The 19,753-nt window shown below is 59.3% G+C and carries 14 protein-coding genes and 1 pseudogene; 7 read left to right on the forward strand and 8 right to left on the reverse strand.

The annotated features are described in order from the left end of the window. From B0G52_RS10920 to B0G52_RS10935, 4 genes and pseudogenes are all read left to right on the forward strand, one after another. A pseudogene (locus B0G52_RS10920) lies at positions 1-259 on the forward strand (RNA-guided endonuclease InsQ/TnpB family protein); the annotation flags it as partial. Positions 260-363: 104 nt separating this feature from the next. Continuing rightward, positions 364-684, forward strand: a complete 321-nt coding sequence (locus tag B0G52_RS10925; RefSeq protein ID WP_094044090.1) for an ArsR/SmtB family transcription factor — start codon at positions 364-366, stop codon at positions 682-684. A 264-nt stretch (positions 685-948) separates the two neighbouring features. Beyond that, positions 949-1,524: a YjgB family protein gene (locus B0G52_RS10930; RefSeq protein ID WP_094044092.1), complete on the forward strand. Its 576-nt coding sequence runs from the start codon at positions 949-951 to the stop codon at positions 1,522-1,524. Positions 1,525-1,695: 171 nt separating this feature from the next. Continuing rightward, entirely contained in the window at positions 1,696-5,022 is a 3,327-nt protein-coding gene (locus tag B0G52_RS10935) for a DEAD/DEAH box helicase (protein ID WP_094044093.1), read from the forward strand. A 139-nt stretch (positions 5,023-5,161) separates the two neighbouring features. Here B0G52_RS10935 and B0G52_RS10940 read toward each other — a convergent pair whose 3' ends face one another. The 3 genes from B0G52_RS10940 to B0G52_RS10950 all read right to left on the reverse strand — a co-directional run bounded on the left by B0G52_RS10940 (position 5,162) and on the right by B0G52_RS10950 (position 12,235). After that, positions 5,162-5,374 (reverse strand): hypothetical protein, encoded by a 213-nt coding sequence (locus B0G52_RS10940; RefSeq protein ID WP_094044095.1) that lies wholly within the window; start codon positions 5,372-5,374, stop codon positions 5,162-5,164. A 163-nt stretch (positions 5,375-5,537) separates the two neighbouring features. Next, entirely contained in the window at positions 5,538-11,555 is a 6,018-nt protein-coding gene (locus tag B0G52_RS10945; RefSeq protein ID WP_094044097.1) for a cadherin-like beta sandwich domain-containing protein, read from the reverse strand. A gap of 455 nt (positions 11,556-12,010) precedes the next feature. Then, positions 12,011-12,235, reverse strand: coding sequence for a histidine kinase dimerization/phospho-acceptor domain-containing protein (locus B0G52_RS10950; RefSeq protein ID WP_158223659.1), 225 nt, complete (start codon positions 12,233-12,235; stop codon positions 12,011-12,013). Positions 12,236-12,378: 143 nt separating this feature from the next. Here B0G52_RS10950 and chrS point away from each other — a divergent pair, with 143 nt between their 5' ends. From chrS to chrA, 3 genes are read left to right on the forward strand one after another with little or no spacing between them, the layout of a single operon-like run. Continuing rightward, entirely contained in the window at positions 12,379-12,828 is a 450-nt protein-coding gene (gene chrS, locus B0G52_RS10955) for a chromate efflux transcriptional regulator ChrS (RefSeq protein ID WP_094044100.1), read from the forward strand. Positions 12,829-12,831: 3 nt separating this feature from the next. Then, positions 12,832-13,422, forward strand: coding sequence for a chromate efflux transporter ChrB (chrB, locus tag B0G52_RS10960; protein ID WP_094044102.1), 591 nt, complete (start codon positions 12,832-12,834; stop codon positions 13,420-13,422). After that, positions 13,419-13,964, forward strand: coding sequence for a chromate efflux transporter ChrA (gene chrA / locus B0G52_RS10965; protein ID WP_094044104.1), 546 nt, complete (start codon positions 13,419-13,421; stop codon positions 13,962-13,964). Before chrB ends, chrA begins: the two co-directional genes overlap by 4 nt. A 19-nt stretch (positions 13,965-13,983) precedes the next feature. On the opposite strand, the gene B0G52_RS10970 is transcribed toward chrA, so the two are convergent. The 5 genes from B0G52_RS10970 to B0G52_RS10990 are packed head-to-tail and all read right to left on the reverse strand — an operon-like array spanning position 13,984 to position 19,677. Continuing rightward, a complete protein-coding gene (locus B0G52_RS10970) occupies positions 13,984-14,349 on the reverse strand; it encodes an STAS domain-containing protein (protein WP_158223660.1) in 366 nt (121 codons plus the stop codon). Further along, entirely contained in the window at positions 14,346-14,783 is a 438-nt protein-coding gene (locus tag B0G52_RS10975; RefSeq protein ID WP_158223661.1) for an ATP-binding protein, read from the reverse strand. The genes B0G52_RS10970 and B0G52_RS10975 overlap by 4 nt, the downstream gene beginning before the upstream one ends. Beyond that, the gene (locus B0G52_RS10980; RefSeq protein ID WP_158223662.1) at positions 14,764-16,434 is read right to left on the reverse strand and encodes a PP2C family protein-serine/threonine phosphatase; all 1,671 of its coding nucleotides are present in this window, start codon (positions 16,432-16,434) and stop codon (positions 14,764-14,766) included. The genes B0G52_RS10975 and B0G52_RS10980 overlap by 20 nt, the downstream gene beginning before the upstream one ends. Next, positions 16,431-17,879 (reverse strand): PP2C family protein-serine/threonine phosphatase, encoded by a 1,449-nt coding sequence (locus B0G52_RS10985; protein ID WP_094044111.1) that lies wholly within the window; start codon positions 17,877-17,879, stop codon positions 16,431-16,433. The genes B0G52_RS10980 and B0G52_RS10985 overlap by 4 nt, the downstream gene beginning before the upstream one ends. After that, a complete protein-coding gene (locus B0G52_RS10990) occupies positions 17,869-19,677 on the reverse strand; it encodes an ATP-binding protein (RefSeq protein ID WP_094044113.1) in 1,809 nt (602 codons plus the stop codon). The genes B0G52_RS10985 and B0G52_RS10990 overlap by 11 nt, the downstream gene beginning before the upstream one ends. Positions 19,678-19,753: the final 76 nt, after the last annotated feature.

Consider the following 19,753-nt stretch of genomic DNA (forward strand, 5'->3'; position numbering starts at 1 on the left):
CTTTCTGGATCACGATCCCTTGCCCCGTTATGGCGAAGAGGGGAGGCGGACGTTCTCCGGCAAGCGGGTTCATCGCGGGCTGTATGCAAGCATAAAGGGCTTGATTCACGCCGATGTGAACGGCGCAGCCAACATTATGCGCAAAGTATTCCCAAACGTATTTGCCAAGAACACGGATGGGATAGAGGGGTTGGACGGTAACCAGTCCGTCAACGTGTCAACTCCGCTGGTGTTAAGCATCCTGAAGAAGTCAGGTTGAGACATCAGAAACCCTCACTTCAGCCGAAGCGACAGCATAGGTAAGTGGCGGGAGTATTCATCAGATCATCCTAGAGTTCAGCCGGACAGAGGGAGTTGGAGAAAATGAGCGATCGATTGAGCGAAATGGCGGAGCTGTTGAAGTTGCTGGGAGATCGTACGAGGTTGGCTATTTTGGGTCTGCTGCAGGAAAAGGACCTCTGCGTCTCGGACATCGTAGAATTGCTGGGCACGAGCCAACCGAACGCGAGCCAGCATCTCCGCAAGCTCCGTACGGCCGGACTCATCAGCGAGGAAAAACGCGGCCAGTGGGTCTACTATACGTTGAATCTGAGCGATTTCCCGGATTTGCGGATCTTCCTGTCCCAACTGCCGGGGCGCAAAGAGCGGCTCCGCTCTCTTGCCAATCTGGCGGAACGGAGCTAGTCTCCTCTCCGAATTTCTTAGTCTCGGTCCGTTAGCTCATCTGGAGCAGCGGACTTTTTTGTATTTCTCCGTCAACTGCCGACTAGTCACATCCAGCCATTGACCGATCACAACAGCATGTGTCCGGCATGAACGGCCCAAGCTCCTCGCGGCCTGAAAGCGGACCTGGCTTGTCCAGCCCCGCCGACTTGCAACTTTCTTTTTTGGAGACTCGTTTATATACACATACATGCTTTTATCCAGACATCAAGGGAGGACATCAAAATGAAGCATCTCAAGAAATCCGCAGGCGTCGTGTTCCTGAGCGCAGCGATAGCAGCAGGTTCTATTGGAGCTTCAGGTCATCCGTTCGCGCCTCAACCCGCATCCGCCGCAGCCGTCAGCACCGATCAGGCTCAAGCCTTGCAAACTTTGAACAGCTTCTACAAACCGGCCCTTAAAGGCGAATTCCCCGGGGCCATGACCGGTCTTGCCATAGGAACCGGTTCGCGACAGGATGTCCGGAAGCAAATCGGCGCCCCCGATTTTCCCGGCAAACATGCCGACGACTTCGACGTCTACCATGCCGAGATGGGGCATCCGGGCTACGCCATAAGCTATAAGCTAAATAAGATACGCGAAATCCGCTATTTCGGCACGAACGTAGAGCGGCAGACGAATATCGGAGGAATCACCCTGAAAATGCTGGTGCGCCAATGGGGACTCCCCAACTCATCGAAAACGATCAAAAACGGCAAGCTCGTCCAGAAAAAAGTCGTCTACCATCGCGGGGATTACGCATTATCCTTTATTTTCAACGACGATACCCATCTGGATCACATCAACTTGACCGCGAAATAAACGGAAACAATCCAATTCCAGGAGGGGCGGGTCATCATGACCGCTCCTTCTTGGCATTCCCTCGGACACAGCCGTCTATCCTGCCGGAATCGGGTCGTGATCCGACGTTCGTCGGCCTCGTGAATTTCTGGTATCATGGGGACAACAAGTTCCGAATCAGGAGACCCTTCCATGAGCTTCCAACTGACGAAAAAAAAGATCAAAACGATATGCGGCTCCTACTCTTACGAGAGAGGGGAGGTCGATTGCCGGGCGGGCAAAGTCTCGATCGTCGACTACGACCCGGCCCTTCTCGTCTGCGCGGCGACGGTCAAAGGCACGCACTCTCTTTTCCGCGTCGATATTCGTGCCGGAGATGACGGGGACGTTCGCGCCGATTGCGAGTGCCTGAGTCTTAACCTGTCCGCCAGCCAGAGCTGCCGCCATATTGCCGCCGCCCTGTTGACCCTGTACGAGCTTCAGCAATCCGGACAGCACAGCGCCGTCAAATCGGCCAAGAGCAGTACTGCGGCCCCCGTCCGGTTACCGGATAGAAGCCCCGCTTCGCCTGCCGTCCCGACGGAAGCCGCGCTAACGGACGTCATGCTCGGTCTGTTCGACCCGAAGCCTGCCCGCTCCAGCCGCGCGTCGACGATCTTCGATTCGCGCGAGCCTCTGAACGTGGAGTTCATCGTCAGCCTGTTCCCGTACGGATACCGCAAAAACATGTTCTCCATCGAGCTGAAAATCGGATCGCAGCGCCTGTACGTCGTGCCGAAGCTGCGGGACTTTCTCGAACGCGTCGGCCAGCGGGAGCGGTGCGAGTGTTCCAGACATTTTACGTACGATCCCGAGCTGCACTGCTTCCACGAGACGAACGACGCCATCATTCGCAAGCTTATTGAAATTCATCGCAATGAGAAAATGTACCGCGACACTTCGAGCGCATATGCCGCTCATGCGAATCCCGCAGGCGGGGAACGCGCGCTGTTGATTCCGCCTTCTCCATGGGAGGAACTCGCTCCTTTGTTGGCGCAGGCCCCGTCCGTACGCTTGGAGTACGACGGCATGTCCTACGAGGGACTGCGTTTTTCGGACATGCCTGTACCGCTGCTGTTCGATCTTGAGAGAGACGACTCCAGCGCCCGGACGGACAATTCGGCGGGATATCGAATGAACGTGCAAGGACTCGACCGGCTTACCGTGCTCGAATCTTACGGCGTCATCTTGTCGGAAGGCGCGCTGCTTAAGCTGAAGCCCGAGCCCTGCAGACGTCTCGCCGAACTCCAGAAAATGCTGGCCAATGCCCGGGACGCCCGCACGATCCGGATCTCGCCCGAACAGATGGCTCCGTTCATGGAGCGAGTCGTTCCCGGCTTGATGGGGCTCGGCAGCGTCCGACTGTCCCAGGCCGTCTCCGAGGAAGTCGTCCAAGCTCCGTTAAAAGCGAAGCTCTACCTTGACCGAGTGAGAGACCGGCTGCTGGCCGGACTTGAATTCTATTACGGGGACATCGTCATTAATCCGCTGGAGAACGCCGAAGGAAGCCGCAGAGCGGGACGAATCCTGATGCGGGAGGGCGACAAGGAAGCTCGCATTCTGGAGCTGATGGAGCAGGCGAATTTCATGAAAACGGAAAGCGGCTACTTGATGGAGGATGAGGAGGGGCAGTACGATTTTCTGTACCATGTCATTCCCCAGCTCGAGAAGCTGCTGAAGGTGTACGCCACCACCGCGGTGAAAATCAGGCTTCATGTCGGGCATGCCCCTCCGAGAATCCGCGTCGACGTAGACGAGCGGACCGATTGGCTGGAGTGCAAATTCGAGCTGGACGGCGTGCCGGAGACGGAAATTCGCAATCTGATCCAGTCGCTGAGCGAAAAGAGACGATACTGCAAGCTCCCTAGCGGAGCGCTGCTTCCGCTGGAGACGCCCGATTACGAAGCGATCAACCGTTTTATCTCCGTCATGAAGGTGGACAAGGGCGCATTGATAGGCTCGGAATTCCGACTTCCCGCTGTTCGAGGCTTGCACCTGATCGACGCGGAAAACCGGGAGCCCGCCTTGAAGCTGGGCAAGTCGCTGCGCGGGATGCTGGAGAATATGCGCAATCCGGACAGCCTTGATTTTCCGGTGCCGGACTCTCTCTCTTCTATTATGAGAGACTATCAGAAATTCGGTTACCAATGGCTCAGAACGCTGGCCCATTACCGGTTCGGCGGTATTCTGGCGGACGACATGGGGCTTGGGAAAACGCTCCAAAGCATCGCCTATCTCGTATCGGCGCTCCCCGAAATCCGCAGCCACGGGCAGCCCGCCGTTATCGTCTGTCCCGCTTCGCTCAGCTACAACTGGCTGAACGAGCTTCGCAAGTTCGCTCCCGAAGTTCGCGCGGTCGTCGCCGACGGAGACAAGGTCGAACGCAGCCGCACTCTGGCGCAGCTCTCCCAAATAGACGTGCTGATCACCTCATACCCTCTGCTTCGCAGAGACGTCGAGGCGTATGCGGAGGCTTATTTTCACGCGTTGATTCTGGACGAGGCGCAAGCGGTCAAAAACTACGCGACCCAGACGGCCCAATCGGTTAAAGCCTTGCAAGCCCGCCATAAATTCGCTTTGACGGGGACGCCGATCGAGAATTCGCTGGAAGAGCTGTGGTCGATCTGCGACGTCGTGTTCCCCGAGCTGTTCCAGGACCGCCGAACGTTCTCGGAGCTTACCCGGGAAGCCGTCGCCAAGCGGATTCGGCCGTTCCTGCTGCGCCGCCTGAAGACCGACGTGCTCTCCGAGCTGCCGGAGAAGATCGAGTCCGTACAACCTTCCGTACTGCTGCCCGAGCAGAAAAAGCTCTACTTGAGCTATCTCGCCAAGCTGCGCAAAGAGACGCTGAAGCATCTCGACGAGGAAGGCTTCGGCAGAAGCCGAATCAAGATTTTGGCCGGACTGACCCGGCTTCGCCAGCTTTGCTGCCATCCGGGCTTGTTCGTCGAAGGTTACGATGGCGGTTCGGCCAAGTTCGACCAGCTCCTGGAGCTGATCGAGGAATGCCGCGCAGCAGGCAAGCGGATGCTCGTCTTCTCGCAGTTTACGGAAATGCTGGGCATGATCTCCCGGGAGCTCGGCTATCAGGGCGTTCCGTTCTTCTATCTCGACGGGCAGACTCCGGCAGCCGAGCGCGTGGACCTGTGCAGCAGGTTCAACGACGGCGAGCGCGAGCTGTTCCTCATCTCGCTGAAAGCCGGCGGAACCGGTCTGAACTTGACCGGCGCCGACACCGTCATCCTCTACGATCTCTGGTGGAACCCGGCGGTCGAGCAGCAAGCAGCGGACAGGGCTCACCGCATGGGACAGAAAAACGTCGTTCAAGTGGTGCGGCTCATCGCCCAGGACACGGTCGAAGAGAAGATGTACGCGATCCAGCAGCGAAAAAAACATCTCATCGACGAGGTCATCGAACCGGGACTGGAAGCTCTGTCTTCGATTACCGAGGAAGAGATTCGAGATTTGCTGATGATTTGATGCGGATGTGGAGGAGCGGTAGTACCGCAAGGCGCGCTTATCCGCCTCGCCCCCTCCTCTTCCACCGCGGTAGTACCGTCCGGCGCGCTTATTCGCCTCGGCCCCTCCTCTTCCCCCGCGATAGTACCGCCCGGCACGCTTATTCGCCCGGGCCATCCTCTTCCCCCGCGATAGTACCGCCCGGCACGCTTATTCGCCCCGGCCCCTCCTCTCCCGCCGCGGTAGTACCGCCGGGCGCGCTTATTCGCCTCGCCCCCTCCTCTTCCGCCGCGGTAGTACCGCCGGACGCGCTTATTCGCCCCGGGCCATCCCCTTCCGCCGCGGTAGTACCGCCGGGCGCGCTTATCCGCATGGTCCCCTCCTCTCCCGCCGCGGTAGTACCGCCGGACGCGCTTATTCGTCTCGGCCCATCCCCTTCCTCGTCGGTCCGGTTCGAGCAGCAACGGATATAAGCCGCAGTCTGCTCTTCCATTCGCGAAGAGTAGACTGCGGCTTACTATTTACACTTTGTTCCTTTAGTTGACGATCCGGGCAAGCTTCAAGAGAACAACGATTGCTTCCGCCCGAGAGGCGGTAGCCATAGGCGCGTATCGGTTGCCGCCTCTGCCTTGCACGATTCCTTGTTCGGCGATCGTTCTGATCGCCCCCTTGGACCATGCAGGAATTTCCGCATCGTCCGCGAAGGTCGTCGATGCACCGCTTTCCGGTTTTGCATGCTGTGCGTTGGCCAGCATAACCGCCATCTCGGCACGCGTGATGAGCGCATTGGGACGGAAAGTGCCATTGGAATAGCCGCTGATGATGCCCGCTTTCACCGCCAAGGCAATTTCATCCTTCGCCCAGTTGCCGATTGCCGGATGGTCGCTGAAACGCAACTCCGCTCCCTCTCCCTGAATCCCGAGCGCCTTAACCAGCATAACCGCGAACTCCGCTCTTGTAATCGCAACATTCGGACGGAACGTGCCATCCGAATAACCGGAGGCGATTCCTGCCGTCGCTGCCTGCACGATGGCCGACGCAGCCCAATGTCCCTCTATATCGTTAAACCGCGGAGACGTCGTCTCATTAGTCGAATCCTTGCGGACAGGCATCACAGCATATTTCGCAAAACGATCGATCTCCACCGCAAGGCTGCTGCCTTCGACGACACCGCCGAGCTCTACCCATGCTTTGCTGTTCTCGTCGTAATAGAAAACGGACGGCCTCTGATTGCTGCTTAATAGTGAAGGATCGAAATTGAGCCGGAGCAGCAGTTTCTTCGTGAAATTATTGGATGATTTTTTGATCAGCTCATACACAGGGCCGATTAACTGTTCGCCGTTAGCCTGAAGCCCCGATACGTCGGTTATCTTTTTCACCTGCAGAAGCATATCCCGCACCGTTGATCCGCTTGGAATAACGAGGCTTATTTCCTCTGCGCGGCTGAAGGTTCCGGACTGCCCTGCTTTGATGGCAATTTCATCGTCGGCTATTGGCGTATTATCCGCTTGCCCCCCGTCATCCCCCCCGCTGCTGCTCCCTCCGTTGTTGCTTCCCCCGTTGCCGCCGGATGACGGGTTCGCAGCCACGGTCACCGTCACCGTATAGTCCTTCGTACTGCCGTCCTGCGCAGTCACGGTATAGACTACCGGAGACGTAAAATCGTTCGACGTCGTTCCGCTAACTTGAGCGATTGTCCCAACCTTCACCGAAGATCCCGCCGAACTGCCGAACGTCGCTGCCAAGGACCTTACGTTCGTTCCGTACGGTACGGTCAGCGAGATATTCGTTCCGCTGATCACGCCCGCCACAGGAGGAGTCAATCCGGCGAAGCCGAACGACGTCAAATCCTTCGACGTATTCGCCGCCACGGTCACCCTCACCGTATAGTCCTTCGTACTGCCATCTTGCGCCGTCACCGTGTAGACTACCGGAGACGTGTAATCGTTCGACGTCGTTCCGCTCACCTGTACATCCGTCCCGACCGCGACTGACGCCCCCGTACTGCCGAACGTCGCCACCAAGGCGCTCACGTTCGTTCCGTACGGTACGGTCAGCGAGATATTCGTTCCGCTGATTACCCCCGCCACAGGAGGGGTCAATCCGGCGAAGCCAAACGATGTCAAATCCTTCGACGTATTCGCCGCCACGCTCACCGTCACGGTATAGTCCTTCGTACTGCCATCCTGCGCCGTCACCGTGTAGACTACCGGAGACGTGTAATCGTTCGGCGTCGTTCTGCTCACCTGTACATCCGTCCCGACCGCGACTGACGCCCCCGTACTGCCGAACGTCGCCACCAGCTCCGCGACGTTCGTTCCATAAGGCACGGTCAACGAAATGTTCGTTCCACTGATTACCCCCGCCACAGGAGGCGTCAATCCGGCGAAGCCAAACGATGTCAAATCCTTCGACGTATTCGCCGCCACGCTCACCGTCACCGTATACACTTTGTTCGCAGAATCATCTTCCGCCGTGACCCGGTATAAGACGGCGGACGTGAAATCATTGGACGTCACTCCGCTGGTTTGGGTTGCGCCTCCGACGGTTACCGTGGACGCGGCCGAGTTCGTAAACGTCGCCACCAGCTCCGCGACGTTCGTTCCATAAGGCACAGTCAGCGAGATATTCGTTCCGCTGATTACCCCCGCCACCGGAGGCGTCAATTCGTCAAAGCTGAACGCCGTCAAGTCGCTCGCCGAGCTTGCGCTTCGGGTCACGGTAATCGTATACGTTCTCGTCGTGCTCCCGTCTTGAGCCAGCACGACGATTTGAATCGTATTGGCGCCGGTATTCAAATTCAAGGCCGGGCTGTCCGTTCCGCTCGAGACGGATACCGGATCGCCTCCATTGACGGCCACCGTAATCGTCGCGCCCGAATGCGTAGCGGTCGGCCTGACGGTTACGCTGGAATAGCTGCTGGCCGCCGTTGACGTGTACGCAATTCGGCTGCTGAGAAAGCTCGGACTAAGCGCTCCGGAAGACAGCGTGAGCCCGCTCAAAGTAGTAACCGTGCTTGCCGCCCTCGTGACGGAGATGGAATATTTCTTTTCCGTACCGTCTTGCGCCGTCACTGTAATCTCGATCGTATTCACTCCGACATTAAGGGCAAGCGCGGAGCTGTTCTGACCGCTTGTCACGGCAACTGCCGTCCCGCCGTTAACCCGGACCGTCAGCGACGCCGTAGAATCGGCTGCCGTCGACCGCACCGTAACCGCAGTCGTCGTATTGGCGACGCCCGCAGCAGTATAAGAGGTCACTGCCGCATTAAATGTCGGACTGAGCGTCCCGCCCGTCGTCGTTAATGCGCTCAGATTGGCATTCGAGCTGCCTGCCGCCCGGTTCACCGTCAACGTATAGCTTCTCGTATTCGAACCGTCCTGCGAAGTAACCTCTATCGTGATGACCGTGCCCGCTCCGGCGGTAAGTCCGATATTCCCGCTGGCCTGGCCGCTGGAAACTCCCGTGCCGTTCACCGTCACAGTCGACCCGGCATTGGCCGCATAAGGAGTAACGGTCAAACCCGATGTCGCATAGGGAACGCTGACCGTATAGCCGACCGTCCCTTCCGCGAATGCCGGACTAAGCGTCCCCGCCGACAGCGTTATTCCGCTTAGCCCGGCTCCGGAAGGATCGGAGCGGACAACGTTGAGCGTGTATTCCCGACCGGCATCGCCGTTAGCTCCCGTCACGGTTATCGCAATCGGATTGCTGCCGGCCGACAGATTGGAGCCTCCGCTTACGGCAACGACCGCTAACGGATCGATTGCCGTTCCCGATACGGTTACGCCTTCCACGTCGGACGCGACCGCAACCGTAGCGGAACGCGTTAGATTGTCCGGCACAGGCGCGCTGACGGCGCCGCCCGTATTGCCCGTAACGGTTAAGTCCGTCAGCCATAGCGGCAGCGGAGCGCCCCTAAGATAAGGCGTCGTTGCGGGCGCTATGTTCCACGTACCGCTGAAATCCCAGCCGCTGAAGCTTCCGCTGGACTTCATCTGGGCGGTCGTATACCCTGTTAATCCGGTAGCCGACCCCGAACCCGCGCCCGCGCTCTGCCCGGTCGTCGCCGTGCTCCAGTACCCTCTCGTGAAGGTCGAGCTTGTCCTGGTGCCGACCAGCCCTCCGGCCGCGCTGCCTCCTTGCACTTGACCCGTTGCATACACATTGGTGTAGCTTCCCTGACTGCTTCTTCCGATCAGGCCTCCGGCCGAGGCCTGATTCGCCTTGGCGTTCCCGGTCGCGAAGCTGTTCGAGATCATTCCGCCGATATCTTCTCCGATCAAGCCGCCGACCTTGTTCGCGCCTTGCGCATTCCCTTCCGCGTAACTCGTTTCGATGACGGCATAGCCTTGTCCGACCAATCCGCCCACGGCATCTCCGCTGCCGACGACCGTTGCCGTGGAACTGCTGGCCCTGATCGTGCCGCTATGCAGGCTGCCGACAAGACCTCCCACATTGCTTCTCCCTTGGACCGATCCCGAAGTCCGCACCTTCGATATCAAGTTGGAATTATGCAGACCGGCGAGTATACCGACACTGTCTCTGCCCACTACGGAAGCCCCAACGATGTCCAGATTGGACACGCTGCCGATATAGATGTATTGGAACAAGCCGACCACGTCCTCATACGGCCGATCGATCGTTAGGCCCTTGATGACGTGCCCGTTGCCGTCCAGCTTCCCTTCCAAATAAATCGGCTCCCAGCCCGCTCCGCCGTTGGCGGACGCATAGGCGGAAAGGTCGATATCCGCGACCAGGCGGTACACTTTCTGATAATCGTTGCGAATATCGTTGAACTGATCGGCATTCTCGATGAGATAAGGCGAAGCATCCGTTCCGCTTCCGCCTGCGAAGCGACTTCGATTAATCGTTATCGAATACGTCCGGATCGTCCCGTCGGATGCGGTCACCGTCACCGTGACGGCGTTGTCCCCCAATTGCAGGGAGCCTCCCCCGGCTATCGTATAAGTCGCATCGGGATGATTCGGAGTTGCCGTTATCGTCGCATCGGTCGTCGAATTCGAAACGTCAGCCGTGTAAGAGAGCGTCCCCGCGCTGAATCCGGGAATCGAGACTCCATCGATCCGCAAGTCCGCCAGACTGGCGTCGGAGGACAGATTGTTCGAAGTCAGCTTATGGACACGAATCGCATAAATTTGCGGGCTTCTTACCCCATTGGGATCATGGAGCGATATCGTCGCCGCGTTGGCGCCGACTGCCAGCCCGTCCATTCCGGACACCTGTACGACCGCATCTGCATTCGCGACGGACGGGACAGCCGTCAACGAGGATACGTCGCCCGTTACGCTCAGATCGTATTGACGAACGAGGGAATGCCATGAAGGCGACACGTTCCCCGCCGTACCCGTATCGGGCGTTACAGACAGACCGGTCAGCCACAAGGGAGCGTTCCCTCGCAAATAGGGGTAGCTCTTCCCCTCGGCAATCGCCCACTTGCCGGCAAAATCCAAGCCTCCAAAGCTGGCGGCCTTGAACAGGTCGACTCCCGAAATTCCGGTTATGTTCTCTGAGCTATAACCGAGAGCCGACCAATAGGCGTCGGAATTCCAGTACAACCGATTGAAGGTCCAGTTGTATGTGTATCCGGCGAATCCGCCCACGCTATAGTTGCCCGCTACGGCGCCTGCGGAGTAGCTGTCGCTGAACTCCGATTCGTAGATATTGCCCACGAATCCGCCGATTGCCGAATTTCCGCTAACCGCGCCAAGAGCATAACTGTCTCGGATAATGCTTCCGTAATAAGCGCTTCCGATCAGCCCGCCCACTTCATCGCCCCCGGTGACCGTTCCCGAGGCATAGCTTCGTTCCAACGTTCCCATCAGTATAAATCCGACAAGCCCGCCGACGTAACGCTCTCCTTCGACATCGCCTTCCGCGTAACTGTTCATGACGATGAAATCGTTCGTCGAATTCGCGATGGATCCAATTAACCCTCCTACATGACTTCCGCTTCCTTTAACGGTAACGGCCGCACCGGACCTCTGCACCTGGGGGTGATTGCTTTCGCCGATCATCCCTCCAACATAGGATTGACCCTCCACCGCACCGGAGACATGCACGTTATCCACCGTACCCGGATACATAAAGCCGGACAGAATGCCCACCTGGCTTCCTCCGACGACATCGGCTTGAACGATGTTCAGATCGTTGATTTGACCGCTGACGGATGCGAATAATCCAACCTTGCCTTCACTTCCGCGGCGAATGGACAAGCCGGTAATTCGGTGGCCGTCCCCGTTCAGTTGCCCGGCGAATACGCCCCCGATCGGCTTCCAGCCTTTTCCCCCTTCCGCCGAAGCATAGGAAGAGAGATCGATATTCTGAATGAGCTTGTAGGAGGCGGTAAGATTGTTGCGAATCTCATTGAATTGATCGGCATTCTCGATCAAATACGGATTGCCCGCCGAGCCGTCGCCGCCCGCGAAGGCCGAAGCCGCCTGTGCCGGATGAAGAGGAACGGACGACCATAGCACAATTCCGATCAACTGAAGGAGCAAAACGCGGGATATTCCCCGTATTGAAAACCTCATTTCAATATAACCTCCATATGAACTTGGTAGTAGATACAATAAACAACCCAAGTAAAATGGAGGTAAATCGCGGCAAAAAAACTATGGCTGACATTCGCGTACATCGATTCGTAACATTGAAGTTCTTCGCAAAGCGAGTTGTTCTAAAAAGTCGTATAATTCCTCCTCAATGGTGCTCAAACGAGGGGCATTGTTCTAACAAATCGAGTAACGTCACCCGATTGGCGGTCGAACGGAGGACATTGTTCTAAAAAGTCGTGTAACGTCTCCCCATAGTGCTCAAACGAGAGGCGTTGTTCTAAAAAATCGCACATCGGCACTCCAGAGTGGGCTCTGGCGAAGGCTGTATGTCAATTGAGCAGTGGTAGAAAAAAAACGACAATACTCAAACGGAGGGCTTCCCGGCGGACGGATATCGCGCGCCAGCGCGAGAAACTCCTTTTCCAGCCAATCCCTTACCCCGCCAGTTCGGTCTCCTCGATCGCCGCGGCCTGCTCGAAGCGGCTCAGCAGGAAGAGTTCGTCGATAAACTTGTTCATATCCAGAACCTTCTCATAGATCGTCTCCAGGTGCTTGTTCTTACTGCCGGGTTCGATCTCTATGCCCAGCATCATCGCCCGAATTCCGCCCTGCACGACCGTCAGCGGCGCACGGATATCGTGCGAGATGTAATCCCACACATAAATTATCGTTGTTAAAGAAATAAATCAGGGTTATATTATTACGTATCGAAAATAAAATCGATCATACAATTACATTTAGAAAGGTAATTAGCATCCGAAAGACAACATTCGAGGATAGACAGGAAAGGTTGTGCATCAACATGCCAGTAGACGATATCGACCGGCAGATCATCAAGGCGCTGAACGCCAACGGGCGAATCTCCTACACCGAGCTGGCCAAGGAAATCGGGCTGTCCCGCGTAGCGATTCAGGCCCGGGTCAACGCACTGATGGAGGAGGGAGTCATCGAGAGGTTTACGGCCGTCATCAATCCCGAGAAGATCGGCATTCACGTATCGGCCTTCTTTAACGTGGAGGTCGAGCCGCGGAGCTTGCAGGGCGTGGCGGACGCTTTGGCCGAAGAACCCGTCGTCACGAGCCTGTACCATATGACCGGCCCGAGCAAGCTGCATATGCACGCGTTATTCACGAACAATACGGAGATGGAACAATTTCTGAACGAGAAACTGTATAAGCTGCCTGGCGTCGTCAGCGTCGATTGCCAGGTGTTGATTACCCGGTACAAGAGTCGCATGGGAATGAGGTTGTAGACGATGGAGGGACATTCCGCGAAAAAATACGTCCAGCTCGCATGGGCGATGAGCAAGACGGGTGTTCTCGGCTACGGGGGCGGTCCGTCCGTTATTCCGCTTATCCGGCATGAGGCCGTCTCCGCCTACCGGTGGATGGACGACGACGAGTTCGGGGAGACGCTGGCGATCGCCAACGCGCTGCCGGGACCGATCGCCACCAAGATGGCCGCTTATCTCGGCTACCGCGAGAAGGGCGTACTCGGCGCCATCGTCGCGATTCTCGCCCACATTCTGCCTTCCTGCGTCGCGATGATCGCCCTGCTTTCTTTCGTGAATTTTCTGAGCCACTCTCCCGTCGTTCAAGGCATGATCGCCGCGGTCATGCCCGTGATCGCGGTCATGCTCGGCGTCATGGCCTACGAATTCGCCAAGAAAGCCTATCAGGGACTCGGCAGATGGATGGTCGTCGTCTTCTGCGCGATCTCGTTCCTGCTGCTGCAAGTCGTGCCGATCCATCCCGCCATCGTCATCGTTCTGTTTCTGGCCTACGGAGCCGTTCATTACCGACTGCTCGGCAAACTCAAGAATAAGGCCGGAGGAGAAGCTTCATGAACCTGCAAAACTTGATCGACCTGTTCGCCGGCTTTTTCCTGTCCAACCTGCTCGGCTACGGAGGCGGCCCGGCTTCGATTCCGCTGATGTACCAAGAGATCGTGACGCATTACCGGTGGACGAACGATACCAAATTCTCCAACCTGCTCGCGCTCGGCAACACGCTGCCGGGTCCGATCGCCACCAAGATCGCCGCCTTCGTCGGCTTCGACGTCGCGGGAATCGGAGGAGCGCTTGTCGCTCTGGTCGCGACCGTCGTCCCTTCCGCCGTCCTGCTGATCGTGCTGCTCCGGCTGATGGCGAAATATCGCCACTCCTCCGTCGTCAAGGGCATGACGCTGCTCGTGCAGCCCGTCATCGCCGTCATGATGATCCTGCTGACGTGGCAGATGGGCAGGACGTCGATCGAAGCTTTGGGCTGGTGGCAGGCGATTCCGATCGCAGCCATAGCGCTGTGGGCGATGGAGAAGCGCAAGATCCATCCCGCTCTCGTCATCTTGTGCGCGTTCGTCTACGGCGGGCTGGTCGTCCCCCACATTTGACTGCGGTTCCGCCTCCGGCTCAGGAATCGAGCAGCTTCAGCCGCTGCAGGATCGACGCCTCGCTCGGGTAGATCGGCATATGCTCGGACAGTCCCACGATGCGGAACAGCTTCTGGTAATGCGGCGTCGCTCCGTAAGCGAACGCCTGGCAGCCGCCCTGCCGCAAAGCGCGTACGATGCGGATAAGCACCGCGATGCCAATGCTGTTAATATAGGAGACCCGGGTCAGATTAAACACGACGAACCTCCGTCCGGATTCCGGCGTCCTCTCCCAATCCCGCAAGCCGTACAGCGCATCCTCGGATTGATGGGACAGATCGCCCTCCAGATCGTAAATGACCGCCTCTCCTTCCGTCCTCATGTTCGCTTGAAAGGACCGACTCATGGCTCTACCCCCCGTTTGAAAAAAATCATCTCCAGGCATACGCCCCCGTCGACGCTCGCGAACGCGAAGCGGTCCGCCAAACTGTCGATAATGCGCAGTCCCCACCCTCTCGGACGTTCCGCCTGCCATCTCTCCGCAAGCGTAAGCGAATCCGGACGAACCTCCGGCACGGCGCTTCCCTGATCGAACACCCGAATCCGGTATTTCTCGGAATCGACCGTCAGCCGAACGGTGACCGGAAGACGGGAGACGAGCCGGTTGCCGTGTTCGATCGCGTTAAGACAGGCTTCCGCGACCGCCGTCGCCATCTCTTCCGACCTCTCTTCTCCCGGGCAGTGGCCGGCGACGGCCGCAGCGACCTTGCGCATCACCCTCTTCTCGCAGCCGATCCGGCTCGGAATGCGCCACTCCAGCTCAACCCGCCCTTCGTTCATCCCGCTTCCTCCCCTCATCTTCCGCGCCGCATTCCGCAACGGCGTCTCCCCAGCGAATCAGCAGCAGCGTCCGATCGTCTTCCGCGTTTTCCCCGTCGTCGGCCTCTTCCATCCCCCGGAGCTCCGCCAACGCTTCTTCCAGCCTGCTCTCGGGACGAATCGACCGCAGCCGTCTCTCCCAGCCGTCGAATCCGAGCATTTCTCCCGAACTGCCGCCCTGTTCGATGATTCCGTCGGTATACAGCACGAAAATATCTCCGTCGTCTATCCGGTGGCGCACGACCTCATACCGCTCTTCGGGGGACATTCCCAGCGGATACGAGGAGAACTGCCAGGCCATCGCCTGCCCCTGGCGAATCAAGTACGGATCGAGATGTCCGGCGCTGGCGTATTCCAGCTCGACGGACTCCCCGCCCAGATCGACGACCGCCACTCCGAGCGTGGCGTACTGCTTGCCCTGCGTCATCCGATAGACGTGCGCGTTCAGCCTGGACAGCATGTCGCCCGCCGTGCCTCCTCTTGCCGCCTCGGCGCGCAGCCCCGTCATCATCGCCGTCATCAGCAGCGCGGCCGGAAGCCCCTTGCCCGACACGTCTCCGATAGCGATGCAGTATCGCCGCCCGCCAAGCGGGATAAGATCGTAGAAATCTCCGCCTACCTCCTGGCACATCCGGCAGAAGACGGCGAGCTCCATCCCCTCGATCGCCGGAAATTGCTTGGGCAGCAGTCTGTTCTGCACCTTGTAGGCCATCTGAAGCTGCCGATTAACATCCGCGTACTCGGCTTCCATCCGGCGCTGCAGCGCATTCATCGCGTCCGTCACCTGTCCGATCTCGTCCGGAGCCAGCAGCGGCGCGGTGATCTTGTTCTCTACCGCCCCTCCTTCTGGACCGCCTTCGGCCAGCGCCCGCAGACGGTCCAGAAGCAGCCTCAGCTCCTTGCGGATGCCGAGAATATAGACGGTGAAGACGCCCGCCGCGAACAACGCGTACGTCAGTCCGAGCGGCAGCAGCTTCCCGGCCAGAACCGCTCCGGGCTCGGAGCGTCCGACCAGCTTCAGCAGAGGCGCGAACGAGAACACGAAGCATGCCGCCGTCGCCAGCGCAATGAACCGCACGGCGGAGCGTCTGCCGCGGAAGCCGCGGAGCGATCGGATCTCCAGTGCTTCCGCGAACGGCCGCAGCAGCTTGCGCGTGACGGCAAGCAGCAGCGCCGCCAGCATGGAGGCCAGCCCGAACTCCCATATCGCGTTCTCTACCAGAACGTTTAACGCGTCGACGTCCGCCCCGCGCCTTCCCGCTTCCGCGGCATGATAGGCCGCGATCAGCAGCGTGGACCCGAGCAGCATGCCCGAGCACAGCTCGACGGGAAAGCGGGCCAATCTTTCGAACCGCGCCGCTTTATCGGCATCGGCCGTTACGCTCGCTTTCCGCAGGGCCGGTCCGATCCGCCACAACGCGGCGGCGGTCAAGGACGCCGCCAGCAGGAAGCAGCCGAGCAGGACGAACGGAACGTTGAACTCCAGCAGCTTGCGGAAGGATTGCCCGTAGATGACCCTGTTATTCGTAAAAATGAATACGGCCCCGCTCGACAGCACCGCAAAATAAACCAGCAGCAAACGCAGCCAAAATCGTGCCGAAACGTCGTTCACCCGACTTGCTCCCCCCTCTCCCGGCCGGCCGAGATTTCCGCCCCTTCCGGCGCGGACAGCACGATGCGGCATGGCCCCGCTCCGATCGAAAACCGGGCGACGTCGAAGCGATACCGCTTACCTCCTCCGATCGGCTCCGAACGGAATTCCCGGCTCTCGCCCGCGCCCTCCCGTTCGACGAGAACGGCCGCTTCGCCTGCGGACGCATACTCCGCCGCGCCAAGCTCCGGCTCCACGAACGCGATCGCCAGATGAATGAGCAGCTGCTCTTCCGCAATGTCGGTCAGCGCCGGAGCCAGCTCCGTCAGCAGCCGTTCCGCCGACTCCGCCGCCTGAACGTTGGCGCGCACGAGCATGCGCAGCGCGGACATCGCCAGCGCCGACGGCAGCGCGTCGCCGACGACGGAGCCCGCGATCAGCGCCAGGCGTCCGTCTCCCGCGGAGACGGCGTCGTAGAAGCCGCCCGCGATTTCGTCGGATTCGGCTCGGGAGCCCTGCACCGTCCATCCCCTCCACTGCCGCTCATATCCGGACAGCAGCTGACGCTGCGTCCGGCCGGCGAGATCAAGATCGCGCTCCAGGCGCGCGTACTGTCGGCCTATCCGTTGCTGCAATGCGTTGAACGCGGCCGCCAGCTCGCCGGATTCGTAAGGAGAGGCGATCGGAACGAGACTCAGCAGCTTGCCTCTGGTCATCCCGGCCAGATCTCTGAGCCGCTCGGCCATCCCCTCCAGATCCCGGAACCAATAGCGGGCCATGGCGACGGCGGCCAACAACGTCACCGCGAATACCGCAGCTCCGACGGCCAGCATCACCTCTACCCGAAGATGCCAGTCTTCCTCGCGACCGTTCAGAACGTACCAGAAGGTTCTGACGAGCATATACACCAGCCCGCAGACGAAAATGGCGATCACGTTCGTTCCCGCGCTTCTGAACTTCGACGCCTCCTGCGCGTGTATGCGCAAATCGAGAATGGACGGTCGCAGCATCCATCGCGCCGCCCCGTAATGAAGCACTCCGAGCGCGATAAACGTCGTCAGATTCGAGAAGGAGCTTTGTCCGTATCCGAGCGCCGTCTCCATCGGCCAAGGCGGAAGTCCGAGCGCGACGAAATGATACAGCTGGGACAGCAGCATGCCGCAGCCGACATAGACGAGAAACAGCTCCATCGGAAAGCGGGTGAACCGTTCCCACAGAAGCCGATCCCGCTCGTCCCCGCGAACGGAATGCTCGGCTTTGCGCGGTATGAGCAATCGGCAATAGGTATACAAGCTGACCGTCAGGACAACGAGCGACAGCCCGACGATCGTCCCCCATAGCGCCATCGCGAGCTCGGGCTCCGGGGTGCGATGCACGTATCTGCCGGAATAGTGCATGCCGACGGCCGTTATTATCGCAAGCAGCGCGTAAATTCCGACCAGCCGAAGTCTGCGGTCACGAAACAATGCCGTTCCCCCTCACAAGAGCGCGAAGCTCCTCCGACGGCTCCGTCCCCAGCTCTTCCCGGCACATCCGGCTCAGCCGGTCGTACAAGGCGGAGATCTCGCCGTTTCTCTTCAACGCCAGCAGCAGGCGGATCAGATGCGCGTAAGCTTCCTCCCGCTCCGGCTGCAGCCTGATCCATTCCCGGCAATACGTCTCTTCGAGCTCGCCGTCTCCCTGCTCTTCGGCCAACAGACGAAGCTTGCGAAGGATTGCCGCCTGCTTATCCAGCAGGAATTCTCTCATCCGCTCCAGCCACGAGAAGTAGGGAAGCTCGGGGAGCAAGTCGTCGTACAGGCCGAACGCTTCCTGATACATCTCGTAGGACAGCGCCCGATCCTTCAGCCACAGCTGATCCGCGACCCGGATCAGCGTCAAATACCGTTCGACGTCGACGTGATCGAACGCGTCCTCGCGGAGCGCGACCATTCCTTCCCGAATGCCCGCCCCGTCCCTCACGGCCAATTCCTCAAGCAGCGTCTGCTTGAGCTGGTGAATGACGACGTAGAGAAGCTTGTTCGCTTTATCCCGGTCCTCCCCCAGCTCCAGTTGTTCCACCAGTTGCTCCTTCGGATAGGCGTATTTCGGCTGCAGCAGCAGGAACACGCACAGCTCCTGGGCTTTCTTGCGCTTCCAGCGAATATGCCTCACCTCGTGCTCGCCGCGCTCGAACGACAGCCCTCCGAAGCATACGATCCGCCAGCCTCTCCGTTCGTAATCGTATTGGTCCTCGCGCGGCTGCGGAGAACGATCCGTCGGAACGGCCGGAATCGCCGCGTCCGACTTCCCGTCAGGCTTCAGCTTAAGGTACCGCTCGATGTATCCCGCTTCCTTCAGCGCATCCCGCGCTTCTTCCGTTCGCCCGAGCAGGCTGCAGCCTTCGGATACGGTCAGCAGCATATCGCGCCGCATCTCCAGATCCGCGTCGTAAGCTTGCTTCAGCTCCGCAAGAACGGGCAGCAAGCTCTCCGCCAGAAGAGGATCGATTCGAAGCGCCGCCCGAAACAGCGCCAGATGGACATAGACGCGATGGCGGTAAGGCTCCCGCTCCCAAGACGCATCGGCCATCGGACGCAAGCAGGCGTAAGCTTCTTCCCATTGTCCGCTTTGCAGCAGGCGCAGTCCGGGAATCCACTCCGCGGCCAGAGCGACCCCCGGAGCCCGCGACGCCCAGTGCCGCAGTCTCCACGCCAGCTCCTCCCATTGCCGCTCCGACAGCCGGCCCTCGCATTGCTGCAGCAGCTCCGCCAGCGCCGCTGTCGCCTCTTCGTACATCTGCTTCCGTTCGAACAGATCGATGGCCTCTGCGTATCGGGCTTGAGCCCGTTCCGGTTCGCCCTTCCAGGCGTGGCCGAAGGCAAGCGCAAGCGGAAGCGCTCCGGCTATCCGATCGACGGGCAAGCTTTCGGCCTCCTTTTCCAGAAACTCGAACAAAGTCGACGCTTCCTCGACCTCTCCGAGCCGCAGCAATACCGGGGCGAGCGAGCACAGCACGGCAAGCAGGCCGTCGGGGTCGTCCGTCGCCCCGAATTCCGCGATCGCCCGCGTCAGCCACAGCTTGGCTTCCCGCAGATCCCCCGCTCGAAGCCGGCTGTCGCCCATCTCGCGCATCAGCAGCGGGGACGCGGCCAGCATCTCTGCCGGCAGACGGCGCAGCCATGCCTCTTCCGTCCGCTCGCCTTCCATCGCCATGCGCTCCAGGCGAATGAACGCTTCCATATGCAGCCCGCCGTCCAGCAGGGCGTCGATGCGGGGATTCATTCGCTTCCAGCCTCCTCCGATCTGCCGTTCAGTACCCACATTACCTCAACCCGCTTACAAAGAAATAACACTTTTC

The organism is Cohnella sp. SGD-V74, assembly GCF_003001675.1.
Classification (GTDB): domain Bacteria; phylum Bacillota; class Bacilli; order Paenibacillales; family Paenibacillaceae; genus Cohnella.